This window comes from Nocardia sp. 348MFTsu5.1, assembly GCF_000383535.1.
Taxonomy (GTDB): domain Bacteria; phylum Actinomycetota; class Actinomycetes; order Mycobacteriales; family Mycobacteriaceae; genus Williamsia; species Williamsia faeni.
Genome location: NZ_KB911524.1, coordinates 106,947 through 124,844, shown reverse-complemented (window position 1 = coordinate 124,844; position 17,898 = coordinate 106,947). Strand labels below are relative to the sequence as shown.

Sequence of the window (17,898 nt, the reverse complement as noted above, 5' to 3'; positions counted from 1 at the left end):
ACTCGCGGGCCTGTAACCACTCTCGCACGGTCGCCCGGGTCAGGCTGTATTCACGCATCAACCGGGTCTTGGCGCCGCGCTGCACCGCTAGGTCCCAGCGTTGCAGGAACTCAATCCGGAACGCGACCGGGAACGAACGATAACCCTTCGCTGACCTCCCTATCGGCACATCGATCGGGGTATTCAACAAATCCATTGCACACTCCATCCCCACCACCCTTACCACTCCTGGTGTCTTACAACCAGGGTGGCAGGGAGGGTGCAACGTGTGGTTTTGACTGGAACCGGTGGATTTACGAGTGAGCGGGCGCCTACCGCCCGAGGAGGCCGCCGAGGCCGCCGGAGACGCCGGATTGGCTGCCGCCGCCGGTGCCGCCGATGAATCCACCCGGCGGGAGTTCGGAGGGCTGGACCACCACAAAGCCCTGGCCGCTGAAGGCGAGGGTGAAGCGTTCGCCGGTGCTGCGACCCATCAGGGTTCCGAGGTTGAACGAATCGTTGCGCTTGATGCTGGTCTGCAGGCTCGACGACCACGCGACCGCCGCGTTGGGGTCGGCGAAGGTCTGCTGGTCGACGGTCAGGACCACCGGATTGCCGTCGGTGGTGATCGCGATGCGGCCGCGGCCGGTGAAGACGCAGTTGAACAGCCCGGCGTTGCTCTGCGCGCCGGCGCCCTGGACGCGTTTGACGTCGTAGGTCAGCGTCGAGTCGAAGGCCAGGACGTTGGCGCCGTTGATGGTGAGACCGTCGGAGCCGTCGAGGTCGATGAGGTGGACGTCGCTGGCCGCGTCGGCGAGGAACAGGTCGCCTTGACCGGTCACCTTCATCAACGGCACGCCTTCGCCGGTGAGGGTGTTCCGGATGGCACGGCTGATACCTCCCGAGCCCTGCGCCTCGAAGTGGAGATTTCCCTGGTAGGCGACCATCGACCCGGTGCGTGCCATGATCTCGCCGTTCATGCCGACACGGCACATCTTGCTGCCCTGCTTCTGGATACCGCTGCCGGTCACCTCGGCATGGGCCGGTGCGAATAGGTCACTGTTCATGGCGGGAACTCCCTGATGCTGGGGCTGTGCTGGGGGCGGGGTCTGGGCGGATGTCTGGGTGTAGGCCGGTTGAGGAGGCGGTGCGGGTGGCGCGCTCTGCCCGGCCGGTGGCCATGGCATGGGGTCCGGGGTCGGGGGTGTGGTGCCTGGATCGTCGTCGACCTGGATGCCGAAAGCTGTTGCCAGACCGGCTAATCCGTCGTCGTAACCCTGTCCGACGGCGCGTACCTTCCAGGCGTCGCCGCGGCGGTAGACCTCCATGCAGACCAGTGCCGATTCCGAGGTCAGCCGGCCGGGGGTGAATGCCACCGTCGGCCGGCCCGATCCGTCGCGCAGTTCGGCGCGCAATGTCCCGGCGGTGGCAAAGGTGGTGGGGCCGGTGCCGTCGAGGCTGGCGGTGATCGCGATCGTCTCGATACCGGCGGGGACGCGGGAGGTGTCGATCGTGATGATGTCACTGCGGGCGTCGCTGCTGTAGGCGACACCCGGACCGAAGGCCTGGTTGTAGAAGATCAGATCGTCATCCGAGCGGACCCGGCCGGCCGGTGTCAGCAACACCGCGGACGTGTTGACCGGGGACGCGCAGGTGACGGAGACGCTGATCAGCGGCGAGGGCAGTGGAGTATTTTCTCCGGGAGCTAGTTCTCTCATGGCCCGGTCCATTGTTGCAGCCGGACTCGTTTCGGGCGAGAACCGTCGGTTGGTGAGGCGACAATTTGGCCTGAGCAGCTGCGTTCCTTACACTGGCACAGTTGCCTCGGCAGAGCCGTGCCTTCGGTCGGTTCGAAATGCCCGGGTAGCTGAGAATTTTCTTGGCCTTACGAGCTTTGAAAACTCCTGAGTGCACCTGTGCATTCGGGGGAGCACCACCCCTGACCGGCAACGGTCGGTCAGGACAGAACTCACTTCGTAGTAGGCCCACGACGTGACGTAGAAGGCCCGAGAATGCCCAGGCATTCGGGGGAACCGGTGCGCGCGTGCTGTATGGGAACCGCTGCGAGAAAGGTTGACGGTCTGTTATGACCATGACTGATCCGATCGCAGACTTCTTGACTCGTCTGCGTAACGCCAACTCGGCGTACCACGATGAGGTGACCCTGCCGCATTCGAAGATCAAGGCCAACATCGCCGAGATCCTCAAGCGCGAGGGCTACATCACCGATTACCGCACCGAGGATGCCGAAGTCGGCAAGAGCCTCGTTGTCTCGCTGAAGTACGGCCCCACCCGCGAGCGGAGCATCGCCGGCCTGCGCCGCGTCTCCAAGCCGGGTCTGCGGGTGTACGCCAAGTCCACCAATCTGCCAAAGGTCCTCGGCGGCCTGGGCGTGGCCATCATCTCCACGTCCTCAGGTCTCCTGACCGATCGCCAAGCTGCCAACCAGGGCGTGGGCGGCGAAGTCCTCGCGTACGTCTGGTAAGGGGCGAAACTAATGTCGCGTATTGGAAAGAACCCGGTCGCAATTCCGGCCGGAGTAGACGTGAAGATCGACGGACAGCTCGTCACCGTGAAGGGCCCCAAGGGCGAACTCTCGGTCACGATCTCTGAGCCGATCAATGTCGCCGTTGACGAGAAGACCGTTGTGGTCACTCGCCCCAACGACGAGCGCCGCAACCGTGCACTGCACGGCCTGAGCCGCACCCTCGTCCAGAACCTGGTCGTCGGAGTCACCGAGGGTTACACCCGCAAGTTGGAGATCTTCGGTGTTGGTTACCGTGTCGCACTGAAGGGCAGCGATCTCGAGTTCGCGCTCGGATACAGCCACCCGGTGCCGATCAAGGCTCCTGCAGGGATCACCTTCGCGGTGGAATCGCCCACCAAATTCTCGGTAACGGGAATCGACAAGCAACAAGTCGGACAGATCTCGGCGAACATCCGCCGCCTGCGCCGTCCGGACCCGTACAAGGGCAAGGGCGTTCGCTTCGAGGGTGAGCAGATCCGTCGCAAGGTCGGAAAGACGGGTAAGTGACATGAGTGAAGCAACAGTAAAGCCCAAGCGTCTGCCTCTCGGTAAGGACGCATCGACCCGTCGTCGGGTCTCGAACGCACGCCGGCACTTCCGGCTGCGCAAGAAGATCAGCGGCACCCCCGAGCGTCCCCGTCTCGTGGTCAAGCGCAGCTCGCGTCACATCCACGTGCAGCTGGTCGACGATCTCGCCGGTAACACCGTGGCCGCAGCCTCGACCATCGAGGCCGATGTCCGCGCGACCGGTGGCGACAAGTCGGCACAGAGCAAGAAGGTCGGCGAACTGATCGCCGCCCGCGCCAAGGCTGCCGGTGTGCAGACCGTGGTGTTCGACCATGGTGGCCACGGCTACCACGGCCGTATCGCCGCATTGGCGGACGCCGCCCGTGAGGGAGGGCTCGAGTTCTGATGTCGACCACAACGATTTGTAATGGAAGGACCATCTGATGCCGGGACGTCAGCGGCGTGATGGCGGTACCGGAAGCGGACCCGCCGGGGCTAACGACCCCAACAGCAACAACTCAGGTGACCGTCGCGGTGGCGGCGGCAACCGCGATCGGCGCGACAACCAGCGCGGTGGCGGCCGTGAGGACAAGAATCAGCTCGAGCGCGTGGTTGCCATCAACCGCGTCTCGAAGGTGGTCAAGGGTGGACGTCGGTTCTCCTTCACCGCTCTTGTTGTCGTCGGTGACGGCAACGGACTGGTCGGCGTCGGCTACGGCAAGGCCAAAGAGGTTCCGGCCGCAATTCAGAAGGGTGTCGAGGAGGCTCGTAAGAGCTTCTTCCGCGTCCCGATGATCGGCGCGACCATCACTCACCCCGTGCAGGGCGAAGCCGCTGCCGGTGTCGTGATGCTGCGTCCGGCCAGCCCCGGTACCGGTGTTATCGCCGGTGGCGCGGTGCGTGCCGTGCTCGAGTGCGCGGGTGTCCATGACATCCTCGGCAAGAGCCTCGGTTCGGACAACGCCATCAACGTGGTCCACGCGACCGTTGCAGCACTCAAGATGCTGCAGCGCCCCGAAGAGGTTGCCGCTCGTCGCGGTCTGCCCATCGAGGACGTCGCACCGGCCGGTATGTTGCGCGCCCGAGCAGGACAGGGAGTCTGATATGGCCGAGCTGAAGATCACCCAGGTGAAGAGCACCATCGGTACCAAGAGCAATCAGCGTGACAGCCTGCGGACCCTCGGTCTCCGAAAGATCCGCCAGACCGTCACCCGCGAGGACAACTCGCAGAACCGTGGCTTGATCAAAGCGGTTCGGCACCTCGTGACCGTCGAAGAGGTTTAGTCACAATGACAATCAAATTGCATCATCTTCGCCCCGCTCCGGGGTCGAAGACAGAGAAGACCCGCGTGGGTCGTGGCGAGGGCTCCAAGGGTAAGACCGCGGGTCGCGGCACCAAGGGCACCAAGGCACGCAAGAACGTGCCGGCCGGCTTCGAGGGTGGGCAGATGCCCATCCACATGCGGCTGCCGAAGCTCAAGGGCTTCAAGAACCGCAACCGGGTCGAGTACCAGGTTGTCAACCTCGGCGACATCGCCCGTTTGTTCCCCGAAGGGGGCACCATCGGTGTCGAAGAGTTGGTCGCCAAGGGTGCGGTTCGTAAGAACGAACTGGTGAAGGTGCTCGGAGAGGGCGAATTGACGGTGGCCGTACAGGTCAGCGCCAACAAGTTCTCGTCGTCGGCCAGCGAGAAGATCGCTGCTGCCGGCGGTACGACGACTGTCCTGTAAAGGCAGCCGCAGTCCATCAATCACCCGAACTCGCTACAGTGGCGGACGGCGCGGACATCATTTCCGCGCCGTTCGTCACTTCAGTGGTTGCCGATCGGATCCCCGAACCGGTGACTGTTAGAGTTCAAGAGTTGTTCGTAGCCCGGTGCAACGCTGCTGCCGGAGCGACTTTGCCCAGGAGGAGTTAGTGCGTTCCGCCGTCATATCGGCCTTCAGGACACCCGACCTGAGGCGGAAGATTCTCTTCACTCTGGGAATCATCGTCCTTTATCGTCTCGGTGCGACGGTCCCGTCGCCCGGTGTCGACTACCAAGAGGTCCAGACCTGCCTCGATGAGGTCTCGCGTGGAGATTCCGCGGGTATCTACTCCCTGATCAACATGTTCTCCGGTGGAGCTCTGCTCCAGCTGTCCGTGTTCGCGATCGGCATCATGCCGTACATCACGGCGAGCATCATCGTGCAGCTGTTGACCGTGGTCATCCCGCGCTTCGAGCAGTTGCGCAAGGAAGGCCAGTCCGGTCAGGCCAAGATGACGCAGTACACGCGCTACCTCACGGTCGCGCTGGCGTTACTCCAATCGACCGGCATCGTTGCGCTCGCAGCGCGAGGCAACTTGCTACAGGGCTGTTCGAACAGCGATGCGATCCTGCGCGATCAGGCGTTCTTCTCGCTGTTCATCATCGTGCTGGTCATGACGGCCGGCGCCTGTGTGGTGATGTGGTTCGGTGAGCTGATCACCGAGCGGGGTATCGGCAACGGCATGTCGCTGATGATTTTCGCCGGTATCGCCGCCCGAATCCCGGGCGAAGGCAAGACGATCCTTGACACCCGCGGTGCCCTCGTGTTCTGCCTGGTGTTGCTGGCAGCACTCGCGATCATCGCCAGCGTGGTGTTCGTCGAGCAGGGCCAGCGCCGGATCCCGGTGCAGTACGCCAAGCGCATGGTCGGACGGAAGATGTACGGCGGATCGTCGACGTACCTGCCGTTGAAGGTGAACCAGGCCGGCGTCATCCCCGTGATCTTCGCGTCGTCGCTGCTCTACCTGCCCAACCTGATCCTGCAGCTGACGCAGAGCCAGACCGAAGAAGCTTCGTGGTGGCAGCGTTCGATCCAGACGTACCTGGTGGACCCGAGCAACCCGGTCTACATCCTCGTCTACTTCCTGATGATCATCTTCTTCACCTACTTCTATGTGGCTGTCACGTTCAACCCGCAGGAACGTGCAGACGAGATGAAGAAGTACGGCGGATTCATCCCTGGCATCCGTCCGGGTCAGCCGACCGCCGATTACCTCGGCTACGTGTTGAGCCGGATCACACTGCCCGGATCCATATACTTGGGCATCATCGCCGTCCTGCCGAACCTCTTCCTCGAGATCGGTAATTCGGGTGGTGTTCAGAACATTCCGTTTGGTGGTACCGCGGTGCTGATTATGGTCGGCGTCGGTTTGGACACCGTCAAACAGATCAATTCGCAGCTCATGCAGCGCAAGTATGAAGGGTTCCTCAAGTGAGACTGGTGTTTCTTGGCCCACCCGGAGCCGGCAAGGGTACACAAGCCGAACTGCTCTCTGAGAGCGTTGGTATCCCACACATCTCGACCGGCGATCTGTTTCGCGCCAACATCTCGCAGGGCACGCCGATCGGTCTCGAGGCGAAGAAGTACCTCGACTCCGGCAACCTGGTGCCGTCGCAGATCACCGTCGACATGGTGCGCGCACGCGTCGCAGAGCCGGATGCGGCCAAAGGCTTCATCCTCGACGGGTTCCCGCGTTCGACCGAGCAGGCCGACGCGTTGACCGAGATCCTTGCGGGTCTCGACACCAAACTCGACGCCGTGCTGTCGTTCAGCGTCGACGAAGACGTGGTCGTCAAGCGGATGCTGGCCCGTGGCCGCGCCGATGACACCGAAGAGGTCATCCGTAACCGCATGCACGTCTACGAAAAAGAGACGTCGCCGCTGCGTGATTACTATGCGGATGCAGTCAAGTCGATCGACGCAATGGGCGACGTCAACGAGGTGCACCAGCGAGTGCTGCGCGCCCTGGGCGCCTGACCCCCTTCAACGAATCAGTAGGTGGTCATGGGGTTTCGTAAAGCGAAACCGGTCCCGTTCCGCAGTACCGGTGAAGTGGACGCGATGGCGGCTGCCGGAGCGATTGTCGGCCGGGCACTGGTTGCCGTACGCGAGGCTTCCAAGCCCGGCGTCACGACTCTGGAACTAGACGCGATTGCCGAATCGGTGATCCGTGATGCCGGCGCAGTCCCATCGTTCCTGGGCTACCACGGCTTCACGGGGTCCATCTGCAGCTCGGTGAATGATGTTGTCGTGCATGGCATTCCGTCGAAAGATGTGGTCCTTGCCGAGCACGACCTGGTCTCGATCGACTGCGGTGCGATTCTTGACGGCTGGCACGGCGATTCGGCGTGGACCTTCGGTGTCGGTGATTTGTCGCAGGCCGATGACGATTTGAACAACGCCACGCGCCTGGCGCTCGAAGCCGGCATCGCCGCCATGGTCGACGGTGGCCGGCTCACCGACATCTCCCACGCGATCGAAACCGCGACCCGCGCTGCCGAGAAGACCTTTGGTCGTTCGTTCGGAATCGTGGACGGCTACGGCGGCCACGGCATCGGGCGCGAGATGCACCTCGATCCGTTCCTGGCCAACGAGGGCAAGGCCGGCCGCGGTCCGGTTCTGGTGATCGGGTCGACTCTGGCCATCGAGCCGATGTTGACGCTCGGTACGGTCGACACCACCGTGCTCGAAGACGAATGGACCGTGGTCACCGACGACGGCACCCGGGCGTCGCATTGGGAGCACACCGTTGTCGTCACCGGCGACGGACCACGGATTCTCACCACCCGGCCGTAGTCTCTCCGGCGTCACACCTCGAGAGCTATGGTGACCGGGCCGTCGTTGACCAGCGCCACCTGCATGTTCGCGCCGAATCGGCCGGTCTCCACATGAGCACCGAGCGCGCGCAATTCGGAAACCACCTTCTCGACCAGTGGTTCCGCGACGGGTCCGGGCGCCGCCGCGTTCCACGACGGACGCCGGCCTTTTGCGGTGTTGGCGTACAGCGTGAACTGACTGATCGCGAGTATCGGCGCATCGAGGTCGGCTGCCGAGCGTTCGCCGTCCAAAATGCGCAGGCGCCAGATCTTCTCGGCGAGCGTGGCGGCCTGCGCCCCGGTGTCGTCGTGGGTGACCCCGATCAGCGCGACCAGACCCTGGGCGCCGTCGGTCAGTGACAGTGCACCCGTGACGACACCGTCGACGCTGACGGAGGCCGAGGTGACGCGTTGCAAGAGTGCCTTCACCCGGCCAATTCAACCAGTGGTGGGTCAATCAGTGGTGAGTTGGTACGCGACGACGACCTCGACCGGTCCGGTGGGTGCGCTCTCGTCCCCACCCTGCACCGTCCACAGCGCGGTTGACGTGTCAACGACGTCTCGGACCGGATTGCCGATCCCGGGGAGGGGCTCGGTGTAGATGCCCTTCGTCGGTCCGCCAGTGCAGCCGTAGACATGTACGTACCGCACGTCGCCGGTCGCCACGGCCATGGGGTTGCGGCCCAGGGTGCACCGGGAGCCGTCGGCGAGGTCGAGCCCGGCCGGGATGTAGGGACTGACGTCGGACATCATCACGAACGTGGCACCCATCGTGCCCAATTCCCGATCGCGGGGGTCGGCCAGACATGCGGCGGTGTTCTCGGCGGCCTGCCAGCAGAATCTGAGTCCTTCCGGGGTGTCGGAACAGCGGTAACCGCCGCTGATGTCCGTGAAGCACTTCAGCGGAGCAAGCGTGGCGACGTCGTGGGTGGTGTATCCCTCGACCAGCATGCCGTCGCGATCGGGTCCGAACGGGTTGATCGCGCGGACCTCGGTGGTGGCCACGGGAGTGGTCGCCTTCGTCGAGCGGTCGGAATCGGGATCCTGCTTGGAGCACGCGCAGAGCAGTGAGATCAGGATGACAACCAGGGCTACGGCGGTCCGCATGGTCGCGACACTACGGGCTGTCGGCCACGCATTTGAAACCCCTGCGCGCAGATTAAAGCAGTTGAACGACCCCAACGAGAACTCCGGCGGGGACGTGGGGTTGCATGAATGGATGAATGACTTTGGAACGCATGGCGTATGGGCACGTGCTTTCGATGATCTCGCCGGAGCAGGCGCAGCAGATCGAAAAGCTCGGCTACGGCACCATCTGGCTCGGAGGTTCGCCTCCGTCACTGAGTCCGGCACGTGAATTGCTCGAGGCGACCGATTCGATCTGTCTGGCCACGGGGATCACCAGCATCTGGAATACCGATCCGGCCGAGATCGCAGAGGAGTTCAGAGCGCTCGAAGACGACTTCCCCGGCCGCTTTCTGCTCGGCATCGGCGTGAGTCATCCAGAGGCGATCGACGAATACAAGAGCCCCTACGACTCCCTGGTGACCTACCTCGATGGGCTCGACGCCGGGGGTGTGCCTGTCGATCGTCGGGTGATCGCGGCTCTCGGACCCCGTATGTTGCGCCTGGCCCGGGATCGTTCGTTCGGCTCCCACCCGTACCTCGTCCCCGCGGCGCATAGTGCGTACGCCCGAAAGATCCTCGGACCGGGGAAGTTCCTGGCCCCTGAGCACACCGTAATGCTCACCGAAGACGTGGAGCTGGCCCGGTCGGTGGGGCGCCCGTTCGTCGACCAGCCCTACCTGCATCTGCAGAATTACAGCAACAACCTGAAGCGCTTGGGCTACACCGACGCCGATATCGCCGACGGTGGCACAGATGAGTTGATCGACGCGCTGGTCGCACACGGCAGTGTGGCAGCTGTCCGCGTACAGCTCGCCGCCCACCTCGGCCAGGGTGCCGACCACGTCGCGATCCGGGTGCTCGGCGACGGCGACATCGTCGAGGTTCTCAGTCAGCTGATCTGAGCGCGGTCCGACCGGGTGGCGAAAGCTTCCGTCTGCGAGGCACTTTGCGCGCGGACGGACTGCTCGAGGGCCTCGACCTCGATCGGCACACCGGTCATGTTCGCCATGCCGGCAAGTCGTTCGAGGTCTTTCGGGTCCGACGAGATCAGGGCATTGATATTCGCGCCACCGGTTCCCAGGTCGTTTTCCGCTGCGGTGTTGGCCTGAGTCCAGCCTCCGGTCCCGTTGTGACCCCAACCATGCGGTATCGCAACAACTCCCGGTTTGATGTCGTCGGTGACCATGACGGGCAGGGCTATCTGTCCGTGCCGGGAACGGACGCTGATCAGTTCACCTTCGGCGATGTCGCGGGCCTGGGCATCAAGCGGATGCATTCGGGCCGCGTGGGTGCGGCCGCCGCGGAGCAACATTGGAGCGTTGTGCTGCCAGCTGTTCTCTGAGCGGATCTCGCGCATACCGATGAGCCGCAGCGGGTATGCCGGGTCGGCGGTGGGGTCGAGGCGTTCGAGCTCCGCGATCAGCTCAGGTGCGTCCAATCGGATCTTGCGGCCGCGGTGGGTGACGATGCCACCAAGCTGTCCGGGTGTGAGGTGGTCGGCGATGATCTTGCCGTGCGGGAACTTCGTGGTGAGCGTGCGCAGGTTGAGGCCCGCTTTCCGCAAGCCGAATCGATCTCCGCCGGCACCGATCCGGATCACCAGATCTGACAGCCGATCCGGCGTCCAGGGCTTGCCGATGCGTTCGCCCAGCCGGTTCCACAGATGCAGGGCGCCGACCAGCGGTGCCCTGGTGGTGGCCAGTGCCGCCACCAACTCGTTGATGATCACCCATTCCTCGCGGGCCTCGCCGCGTGGCGGGATCACCGCATCGGTGGCCTGTTTGAACGGTGTGGTGAACAAAGCCTGGAACGGCAGCAGGAAGTCGGACCGCTCGTACATCGTCGTTGTCGGGAGGATGTAGTCGGCGTTGGCGTTGGTCTCGTTCTGGTAGATGTCCAGTGAGACAAACAGTTCCACGTCATCGAGTGCCGCGCTCAACTCCGCGCCGTTGGGAACCGAGAGCACGGGATTGCCGGCACTGATGAACATCGCCTTGAGTTGACCGGGTCCCGGCGTGGTCATCTCCTTGGCCATGACCGACGCCGGCGCGGTTCCGATGATCTGCGGCAGGCTACCGATCCGGCTCCGCCGGCCCGCCCAGGCAAAGTTCGGAACATGCTGCAGTGCAGTGACGCCGAGTCGCTGTCCGGGGATGCCCAGGTCGCCGAACATCGACCCACCGACCTCGTCGAGGTTGCCGGCCACCAGGTTCACGATGTCCAGGAGTGCGGTGGTCAGCGTGCCGGTGCGGCCAAGTGATGTACCCACCCGGCCGTACACCGCGGCCCGCTCGGTGGACACCAGTTCACGCGCGAGGGCGCGTACCGTCTCGGCGTCGATACCGGTGCGCTCGGCGGTGGTCTCAGGTGAATACCTCTGTGCCACATCCTTGATCGTCGCCAACCCGGTGCTGCGGGCATCGAGACGTCGTTCATCTGCGAGTTGTTCGTCGAACATGACGTGCAGGAGCGAGAGCAGCAGCAGTGCATCGGTGTCGGGCACGATGGGCTGCCAGTCGAATTCGCGAGCGGTCTCGGTGCGGCGTGGGTCGATCACCAGGACCCGTCCGCCGCGTTTGGTGATGGCGGTCAGGCCCTCCCGGATGCGCGGGGAACTCATCACACTGCCGTGGGAGACAACGGGATTGGCGCCGATGATGACCAGGAACTGAACCCGGTTGATGTCGGGGATCGGGGCGGCGACGGGGTTGCCGTACAAGAAATGGCTGGCCGCGAACCGTTGGTTCACATCCTGTGAGCCCGCCGAATAGACGTGCGGTGTTCCCAGCAGATTGAGGAACATGGCCGCCCACATGACATGTCCGGCGGAGAACGTCGCCGGATTGCCGAAATACCAGCCGACGGCCGAGGCCCCGTCGCGGCGGTGGATCGCGGCGAGTCTGCGGGTGATGTCGCCCATCGCGGTCTCCCAGGAGACCTGCTCGAACTCGCCCTGCGCGTTCCTGCGGAGTGGATGCAGGACCCGGTCGGGGTCGTTGACGATCTCGGTGAAGGCGATCCCCTTCGGGCAGGCGAAACCCTTTGACAGCGGATTGTGTGGGTCGGGCCGCAGTGACAGCAGCTCGCCGTCCTCGACGGTCGCAATCATCCCGCACAGCGGTTCGCAGATCCGGCAGTAGGTGGTCTTCTCCTGCGCCATGAGCACTCTCCCTGGTGAATCCGGTTTCACATCTGACTACGAGTGTTTCACGTATGGGTGGATTGATGCCACGTGTTGGCGAGTCGGGATCAGGCGGGGGCGGTGGACGCGCGAACGACCAGACGTGGCTGAAAACGCACGTGACGGGGTGGGTTGTCCGAGGTCCGGGTGGCCTCGGCGACCAGGAGGTCGATGGCGCGGGACCCGAGCTGGCGGCTCGGCTGGCTGATCGACGACAACGGCACCACTGCGGCTTCGGCGAAGTCGATGTCGTCGTAGCCGATGAGCGCGATGTCGCCGGGTACGGCGACGTCGCCGACCATCGTCAGAGCCTGCAGGACGCCGACGGCGAGCAGGTCGTTGGCGCAGAACACTGCATCCGGGCGCTCCGCAGCCGGCCGACGTCGGATCTCTTCACCCGCGGCGCGTCCGGCCAAGACGCTCAGGGACCGGGTCTTGACGACCTCGAGCGTGGCGCCGGGGACCTGGTCGATGGTCTCGCGGGCCCCTTCCAGCCGGTCCGCGACCTGACGGATTGCCAGTGGACCTCCGACAAAGGCGATCCGCCGCCGGCCCGTGTCGCAGAGGTGGCGGCAGGCCATGGCGCCGCCGGCGACGTCGTCGACCGACACCGAGGGAAACGGGGTGTTTTCGCCGTTGCGGTCCACCAGGACCACGGGTGTGCCGCGCTGTTGCAACGCTTCGAGTCTGCTGAGGTCGTCGCCGACCGGTGAGACCAGCACGCCGTACACCCGTTGCTCGTCGAATGTGTCGAGGTAGGTGTGCTCGCGGTCGACGTCGTCGTCGGACGTACCCAGCAGCAGGGTGAGATGGTTGTCGGCGGCCTGGCGTTCGGCGGCCCGGGCGAGGTCGGTGAAGAACGGGTTGCCGACATCCAGGACAATCAGACCGACGCATCGCGACCGGCCGGCCTTGAGCTGGCGGGCGGCGTCATTGCGGACGAAACCGAGCTCGGCGATCGCCTTGTGAACCCGCTCGACAGTCGCGGGGGCAACCTTCTCCGGGGAGTTCAGGACATTCGACACGGTGCCGATCGAGACGGCGGCGCTCGCCGCCACATCGCGCATGCTCACCGACGCCATCGCTTGCCTTTCGTTCCTGTGCCTCAGACTGCCATTGACCGAACCCGACAACATGGACCCGCCGTCACCTGGTGACAAAACGGGTCCATGGGACAGGCTAACCCGGCTCAGACGCGCTCGGCGGTACGTGCCCGCGGTGCCAGGCGGGTCAGCTGCGTGACATGCGCGGGTGTCAGTTCTTCGAGGCTGACCACACCCAGCAGTCGCATGGTGCGTTCGACCTGTTCTCGAAGGATTTCGATCGCGCGGTCCACGCCGGCCTCGCCACCGGCCATCAGGCCGTAAAGGTAGGCCCGGCCGATGAGGGTGAAGCGGGCTCCGAGTGCGATCGATGCGACGATGTCGGCGCCGGACATGATGCCGGTGTCGAGCACGATCTCGGTGTCGTTGCCGACCTCTGTCGCGACCTCCGGCAACAGGTGGAACGGGATCGGGGCCCGATCGAGTTGGCGGCCACCGTGATTGGACAGCACGATTCCGTCGACACCCAGATCGACAACAGCTTTCGCGTCGGCGACGGTCTGGATGCCCTTTACCACGATCTTGCCGGGCCACTGATCGCGGATCCACGCGAGATCCTCGAAGGTGACCGTGGGGTCGAACATGGTGTCGAGGAGTTCTGCCACCGTGCCGGACCAGCGGTCGAGCGAGGCGAATGCCAGCGGTTCGGTGGTGAGGAAGTCGATCCACCACTGGGGTCGCGGCAACGCGTTGATGACGGTGCCCGGTGTCAGTGCCGGCGGGATGGACATGCCGTTGCGCTTGTCGCGCAGACGGGCTCCGGCGACCGGGACGTCAACGGTCACCAGCAGGGTGTCGTATCCCGCGGCGGCCGCGCGATCGACCAGCGCCATCGAACGCTCGCGCTCTTTCCACATGTAGAGCTGAAACCAGTTGCGGCCATTCGGGTTGGCGGCCTTCACGTCCTCGATGGACGCGGTGCCCATCGTCGACAGGGAGAAGGGGATACCGGCCTTCGCCGCGGCGTGGGCGCCGGCGATCTCACCTTCGGTCTGCATCATTCGGGTGAAGCCGGTGGGCGCGATACCGAATGGCAACGCCACCGGGGCTCCGAGGACGTCCCACCCGGTGTTCACCGTGGAGACGTCGCGCAGGATCGCCGGGTTGAACTGGATGTCGGTGAACGCCTCGCGGGCCCGGCTGATCGAGATCTCGGCCTCGGCCGAACCGTCGGTGTAGTCGAAGGCAGGGCGCGGTGTGCGCCGTTTGGCGATTTTCCGGAGGTCTTCGATGGTCAGTGCCGAATCGAGGCGCCGTTTCTTGCCATTGATCTCGGGCTTCTTGAACTTCATCAGTGGCGCCAGGTCGTGGACCTTGGGGAACTGCCGTTTCATCGTGATACCCCTACAAAATCGGTGCGATCCGAAGCCGTCGTACGAGGCTCGTAGCGCTCTGGTGGGAAGGTTGCGGCGACCATCGCTCGTGCGCTCTCGAGGTCGTCGGCGATCAGGTTTTGGGCGCGGGCGGTGACCAGGACATTACCGATCGCGGTGGCTTCGACGGGTCCGGCGAGCACCGGCATGCCGAGCCGGTCGGCGGTGAGCTGGCACAGCAGCCGGTTGCGGGCACCGCCGCCGACGAGGTGGACGGTCTCGACCGCTGTGCCGGACAACGACGCCGCCTCGTGCACCCGCCGGGCGAAGGCGCCGGCGAGGCTCTCGAGGATCGCCCGCACCATCTGCGCCGGTCCGCCGGGCGCCGGCAGACCGCGAGCGGCGTACCAGTGGGCGATCCGGCCCGGCATGTCGCCGGGCGACAGGAACTCGGGGTCGTCGGTGTCGAAGAGTTCGGCAGGCGGCGTTGCGGCGGCGGCCTGCTCGAGCAGTTCGGCCAGATCGATGGTGGCGCCGGCGCGTTCCCATTGCCGGACCGACTCGCTCAGCAGCCACAGGCCCATCACGTTCCGCAGGAACCGGATCCGACCGTCGGCTCCGACCTCGTTGGTGAAGTTGGCGACCCGCGCGGCCGGATCGGTGACCCGCGAGGTCAACTCGACCCCGACCAGGCCCCAGGTGCCGCACGAGATGTACGCGGACGACCCCGGCCGCATGGGCACGGCGACCACCGCTGAAGCGGTGTCGTGGGACGCGACGGCATTGACCGACACGGACGACGAGAGACCGAGTCCGGACGCGAGGTCCGGCAGCAGCGTGCCGAGCTGCGATCCGGGTTCGATCAATCCGGGGAACAGACCGGTGGGCAGTCCGAGGATGCGCTGGAGTTCGTCGTCCCACCGACCGTCGGCACCGAGCAGCCCGGTGGTCGAGGCGTTGGTGCGTTCTGTGGCCATCTCGCCGGTCAGCCAGTACCCGATCAGGTCGGGAACCAGAAGTGCCTGATCCGCCAGGTCAAGCGTGCCGGCCTGCTTCTCGGCCATCAGCTGATACACGGTGTTGAACGGCAGGAACTGCAAACCGTTGCGGGCGTATAGATCTGCCGGGTCGATGGCACTGTGAACCGCCGAGACGCCGTCGTTGTTACGGTCGTCGCGGTAGTGGTACGGCAGTCCCAGAAGACGGCCGTCACGGAGCAGTCCGTAGTCGACCGCCCAGGAATCGACACCGATCGCTGCCAGGTCGCCGGCGTCGCGTCCGGCCGCCGCAAGTCCTTCGCGGATGTGCGCGAACAGCCCGGGGACATCCCAGTGCAGTGCGGTCCGGTTGCCGTTCCAGATCGGGAGTGGACCATTGGCGAAACGGGTCACCTCCCGGATCCGGAGCAGATCCGGGCCGACCTCGGCCAGCATCACCCGGCCGCTGGTGGCGCCGAGATCGACCGCTGCCAGCTTCCGGGTGCGGGTACCCGGACTCATCGGAGGAATGCCGCGGCGACACCGGCATCGACCGGCACATGCAGTCCGGTGGTGTGTGACATGTCCGAGCTGCAGAGCACGAACGCAGCGTTGGCGATGTTCTCCGGCAGCACTTCCCGCTTGAGCAGGGTGCGCTGGGCGTAGAACTCGCCAAGCTCTTCTTCCGGGACCCCGTAGACCGCGGCGCGCTTGGCGCCCCAGCCGCCGGCGAAGATGCCCGAGCCACGGACCACGCCGTCGGGATTGATGCCGTTGACCTTGATCCCGTGCTCACCGAGCTCGGCGGCCAGCAAGCGAACCTGGTGTGCCTGATCGGCTTTGGTGGCGGAGTACGCGATGTTGTTCGGTCCGGCGAACACCGAGTTCTTCGACGAGATGTAGAGGATGTCGCCGCCCATCTGCTGATCGATGAGGGCCTTGGCGGCCGCCTTCGACACCAGGAACGAACCACGGGCCATCACGTTGTGCTGCAGATCCCAGTCGGCCGCACTGGTTTCCAGCAGCGACTTCGACAGCGACAGTCCGGCGTTGTTGACCACCAGGTCGATACCGCCGAAGGCCAGCACACACGCGTCGACCGCCGCCTGCACCTGCGCTTCGTCGGTCACGTCGGCGCGGACGCCGATCGCCACGTCGGACGAGCCGATCTCTGCCGCGGCGGCCTGGGCCTTCTCCTCGTCGAGGTCGGCGATGACCACGCAAGCGCCCTCGGCGGCGAGACGGGTTGCGATCGCTTTGCCGATGCCGGAGGCCGCACCGGTCACCAGCGCGATACGGGTGGCGAGCGGCTTGGGCTTGGGCATGCGGGCGAGCTTGGCCTCTTCCAGGGCCCAGTACTCGATGTTGAACTTCTCGACCTCGTCGATGGGGTAGTACGTCGAGACGGACTCGGCGCCGCGCATCACGTTGATCGCGTTGAGGTAGAACTCGCCGGCGACGCGTGCGGTCTGCTTGTTCTTGCCGTAGCTGAACATTCCGACGCCCGGGATGAGGATGATCGCCGGATCGGCGCCGCGCATCGCGGGGGAATCCTCGGTGGCGTGCCGGTTGTAGTACGCGGTGTAGTCGGCCCGGTACGAGGTATGCAGGTCCTTCAAGCGAGCGATGCAGTCCTCGATGGAGGCGTCGGCGGGCAGGTCGAGCACCATCGGCTTGACCTTGGTGCGCAGGAAGTGGTCCGGGCAGGACGTACCGAGGGAAGCGAGTCGGGGATGCTCTGCGCTGGTGAGGAATTCGAGAACCGGATCAGAGTCGTCGAAATGTCCGACCTGGGCGTTGTCGGTCGATGCCAGTCCTCGCAGGGTTGGCGCGAGTGCGGCGGCCTTGGCGCGGCGCTCGGCCGGGTTCAGCGGTCCGAATCCGCGGAGTGGGGGACCGAACGGCTGCGGCTTGCCGTTCTCGGCGAGGTAGTCCTCCGCGGCCTTGATGATCTCGAGGGAATTGGCCTCGGCCTCTTCGGAGGTCTCGCCCCAGGCGGTGATGCCGTGTCCGCCGAGGATGGTGCCGATGGCCTGCGGGTTCGCCCGCTTGACCTCGGAGATGTCGAGGCCGAGCTGGAAACCGGGACGGCGCCATGGCACCCAGATCACCCGATCGCCGAAGATCGCCTTGGTGATCGCCTCGCCGTCGGCCGCGGTGGCCAGTGCGATGCCCGAATCGGGATGCAGGTGATCGACGTGCTGCGCGTCGACCAGTCCGTGCATCGCGGTGTCGATCGATGGCGCAGCGCCGCCGCGACCGTGCAGCGTGTAATCGAATGCGGCGACCATCTCGTCCTCGTGGTCCAGGCCGGGGTACACGTCGACGAGGGCCCGCAGGCGGTCGAGGCGCAGCACGGCCAGGCCGCTCTCGGTGAGGGTTCCGAGGTCGCCGCCCGAACCCTTCACCCACATCAGATCGACGTCCTGGCCGGTGACGGGATCACGGTCGACGCCTTTCGCGGAGGTGTTGCCGCCCGCGTAGTTCGTGTTCTTGGGATCGGCGCCGAGCCGGTTGGAACGTTCGATGAGTTGTTTGACGGTGGGGTTGGTCATTGCA

Annotated in this window: 18 protein-coding genes and 1 pseudogene; 10 read left to right on the top strand and 9 right to left on the bottom strand. The window is 65.0% G+C overall.

All coding sequences use genetic code 11. The features are described 5' to 3' along the window. Both H290_RS0123975 and H290_RS0123970 read right to left on the bottom strand, forming a co-directional pair. A pseudogene (locus H290_RS0123975) lies at positions 1-196 on the bottom strand (hypothetical protein); the annotation flags it as partial. A gap of 115 nt (positions 197-311) precedes the next feature. Beyond that, positions 312-1,697, bottom strand: a complete 1,386-nt coding sequence (locus H290_RS0123970) for an AIM24 family protein (protein WP_155977011.1) — start codon at positions 1,695-1,697, stop codon at positions 312-314. A 368-nt stretch (positions 1,698-2,065) separates the two neighbouring features. Between H290_RS0123970 and rpsH the strand changes: the two genes are divergently transcribed. From rpsH to map, 9 genes are all read left to right on the top strand, one after another. Then, the gene (rpsH, locus tag H290_RS0123965) at positions 2,066-2,464 is read left to right on the top strand and encodes a 30S ribosomal protein S8 (protein WP_020109391.1); all 399 of its coding nucleotides are present in this window, start codon (positions 2,066-2,068) and stop codon (positions 2,462-2,464) included. Positions 2,465-2,476: 12 nt separating this feature from the next. Beyond that, positions 2,477-3,013, top strand: a complete 537-nt coding sequence (gene rplF / locus H290_RS0123960; RefSeq protein ID WP_020109390.1) for a 50S ribosomal protein L6 — start codon at positions 2,477-2,479, stop codon at positions 3,011-3,013. A gap of 1 nt (position 3,014) precedes the next feature. Next, positions 3,015-3,419, top strand: coding sequence for a 50S ribosomal protein L18 (rplR, locus tag H290_RS0123955; protein ID WP_020109389.1), 405 nt, complete (start codon positions 3,015-3,017; stop codon positions 3,417-3,419). A 37-nt stretch (positions 3,420-3,456) separates the two neighbouring features. Next, positions 3,457-4,116: a 30S ribosomal protein S5 gene (rpsE, locus tag H290_RS0123950; protein WP_020109388.1), complete on the top strand. Its 660-nt coding sequence runs from the start codon at positions 3,457-3,459 to the stop codon at positions 4,114-4,116. Between the two features lies 1 nt (position 4,117). Then, positions 4,118-4,297 (top strand): 50S ribosomal protein L30, encoded by a 180-nt coding sequence (rpmD, locus tag H290_RS0123945; protein ID WP_020109387.1) that lies wholly within the window; start codon positions 4,118-4,120, stop codon positions 4,295-4,297. 5 nt (positions 4,298-4,302) lie between these two features. Then, positions 4,303-4,743 carry a 50S ribosomal protein L15 gene (gene rplO / locus H290_RS0123940; protein ID WP_020109386.1) on the top strand — a complete coding sequence of 147 codons (441 nt, stop codon included), beginning with the start codon at positions 4,303-4,305 and terminating at the stop codon, positions 4,741-4,743. A gap of 187 nt (positions 4,744-4,930) precedes the next feature. Continuing rightward, positions 4,931-6,256: a preprotein translocase subunit SecY gene (gene secY / locus H290_RS0123935; protein ID WP_020109385.1), complete on the top strand. Its 1,326-nt coding sequence runs from the start codon at positions 4,931-4,933 to the stop codon at positions 6,254-6,256. Next, positions 6,253-6,798: an adenylate kinase gene (locus H290_RS0123930; protein ID WP_020109384.1), complete on the top strand. Its 546-nt coding sequence runs from the start codon at positions 6,253-6,255 to the stop codon at positions 6,796-6,798. Before secY ends, H290_RS0123930 begins: the two co-directional genes overlap by 4 nt. 27 nt (positions 6,799-6,825) lie before the next feature. Continuing rightward, complete coding sequence (map, locus tag H290_RS0123925) at positions 6,826-7,617, top strand: type I methionyl aminopeptidase (RefSeq protein ID WP_020109383.1); 792 nt, start codon at positions 6,826-6,828, stop codon at positions 7,615-7,617. 11 nt (positions 7,618-7,628) lie between these two features. Here the strand turns inward: map and dtd are convergent, their stop codons facing one another. Together dtd and H290_RS0123915 are read right to left on the bottom strand one after the other, a co-directional pair. Next, positions 7,629-8,066 (bottom strand): D-aminoacyl-tRNA deacylase, encoded by a 438-nt coding sequence (gene dtd / locus H290_RS0123920; RefSeq protein ID WP_020109382.1) that lies wholly within the window; start codon positions 8,064-8,066, stop codon positions 7,629-7,631. 24 nt (positions 8,067-8,090) lie between these two features. Then, positions 8,091-8,744: a hypothetical protein gene (locus H290_RS0123915; RefSeq protein WP_020109381.1), complete on the bottom strand. Its 654-nt coding sequence runs from the start codon at positions 8,742-8,744 to the stop codon at positions 8,091-8,093. A gap of 116 nt (positions 8,745-8,860) precedes the next feature. Between H290_RS0123915 and H290_RS29605 the strand changes: the two genes are divergently transcribed. After that, the gene (locus H290_RS29605) at positions 8,861-9,667 is read left to right on the top strand and encodes an LLM class F420-dependent oxidoreductase (RefSeq protein WP_155977010.1); all 807 of its coding nucleotides are present in this window, start codon (positions 8,861-8,863) and stop codon (positions 9,665-9,667) included. Here the strand turns inward: H290_RS29605 and H290_RS0123905 are convergent. The 5 genes from H290_RS0123905 to H290_RS0123885 all read right to left on the bottom strand — a co-directional run bounded on the left by H290_RS0123905 (position 9,655) and on the right by H290_RS0123885 (position 17,894). Then, on the bottom strand, positions 9,655-11,925 hold the full coding sequence (locus tag H290_RS0123905) for a molybdopterin-dependent oxidoreductase (protein WP_020109379.1): 2,271 nt from the start codon (positions 11,923-11,925) through the stop codon (positions 9,655-9,657). The two genes, H290_RS29605 and H290_RS0123905, sit on opposite strands and share 13 nt — an antisense overlap. An 89-nt stretch (positions 11,926-12,014) precedes the next feature. Beyond that, positions 12,015-13,028, bottom strand: a complete 1,014-nt coding sequence (locus H290_RS0123900; protein WP_020109378.1) for a substrate-binding domain-containing protein — start codon at positions 13,026-13,028, stop codon at positions 12,015-12,017. 107 nt (positions 13,029-13,135) lie between these two features. Then, positions 13,136-14,383 carry an alpha-hydroxy acid oxidase gene (locus H290_RS0123895; protein ID WP_020109377.1) on the bottom strand — a complete coding sequence of 416 codons (1,248 nt, stop codon included), beginning with the start codon at positions 14,381-14,383 and terminating at the stop codon, positions 13,136-13,138. After that, on the bottom strand, positions 14,380-15,861 hold the full coding sequence (locus tag H290_RS0123890) for a rhamnulokinase family protein (protein WP_020109376.1): 1,482 nt from the start codon (positions 15,859-15,861) through the stop codon (positions 14,380-14,382). The genes H290_RS0123895 and H290_RS0123890 overlap by 4 nt, the downstream gene beginning before the upstream one ends. Further along, positions 15,858-17,894, bottom strand: a complete 2,037-nt coding sequence (locus H290_RS0123885) for a bifunctional rhamnulose-1-phosphate aldolase/short-chain dehydrogenase (RefSeq protein ID WP_020109375.1) — start codon at positions 17,892-17,894, stop codon at positions 15,858-15,860. Before H290_RS0123885 ends, H290_RS0123890 begins: the two co-directional genes overlap by 4 nt. Positions 17,895-17,898: the final 4 nt, after the last annotated feature.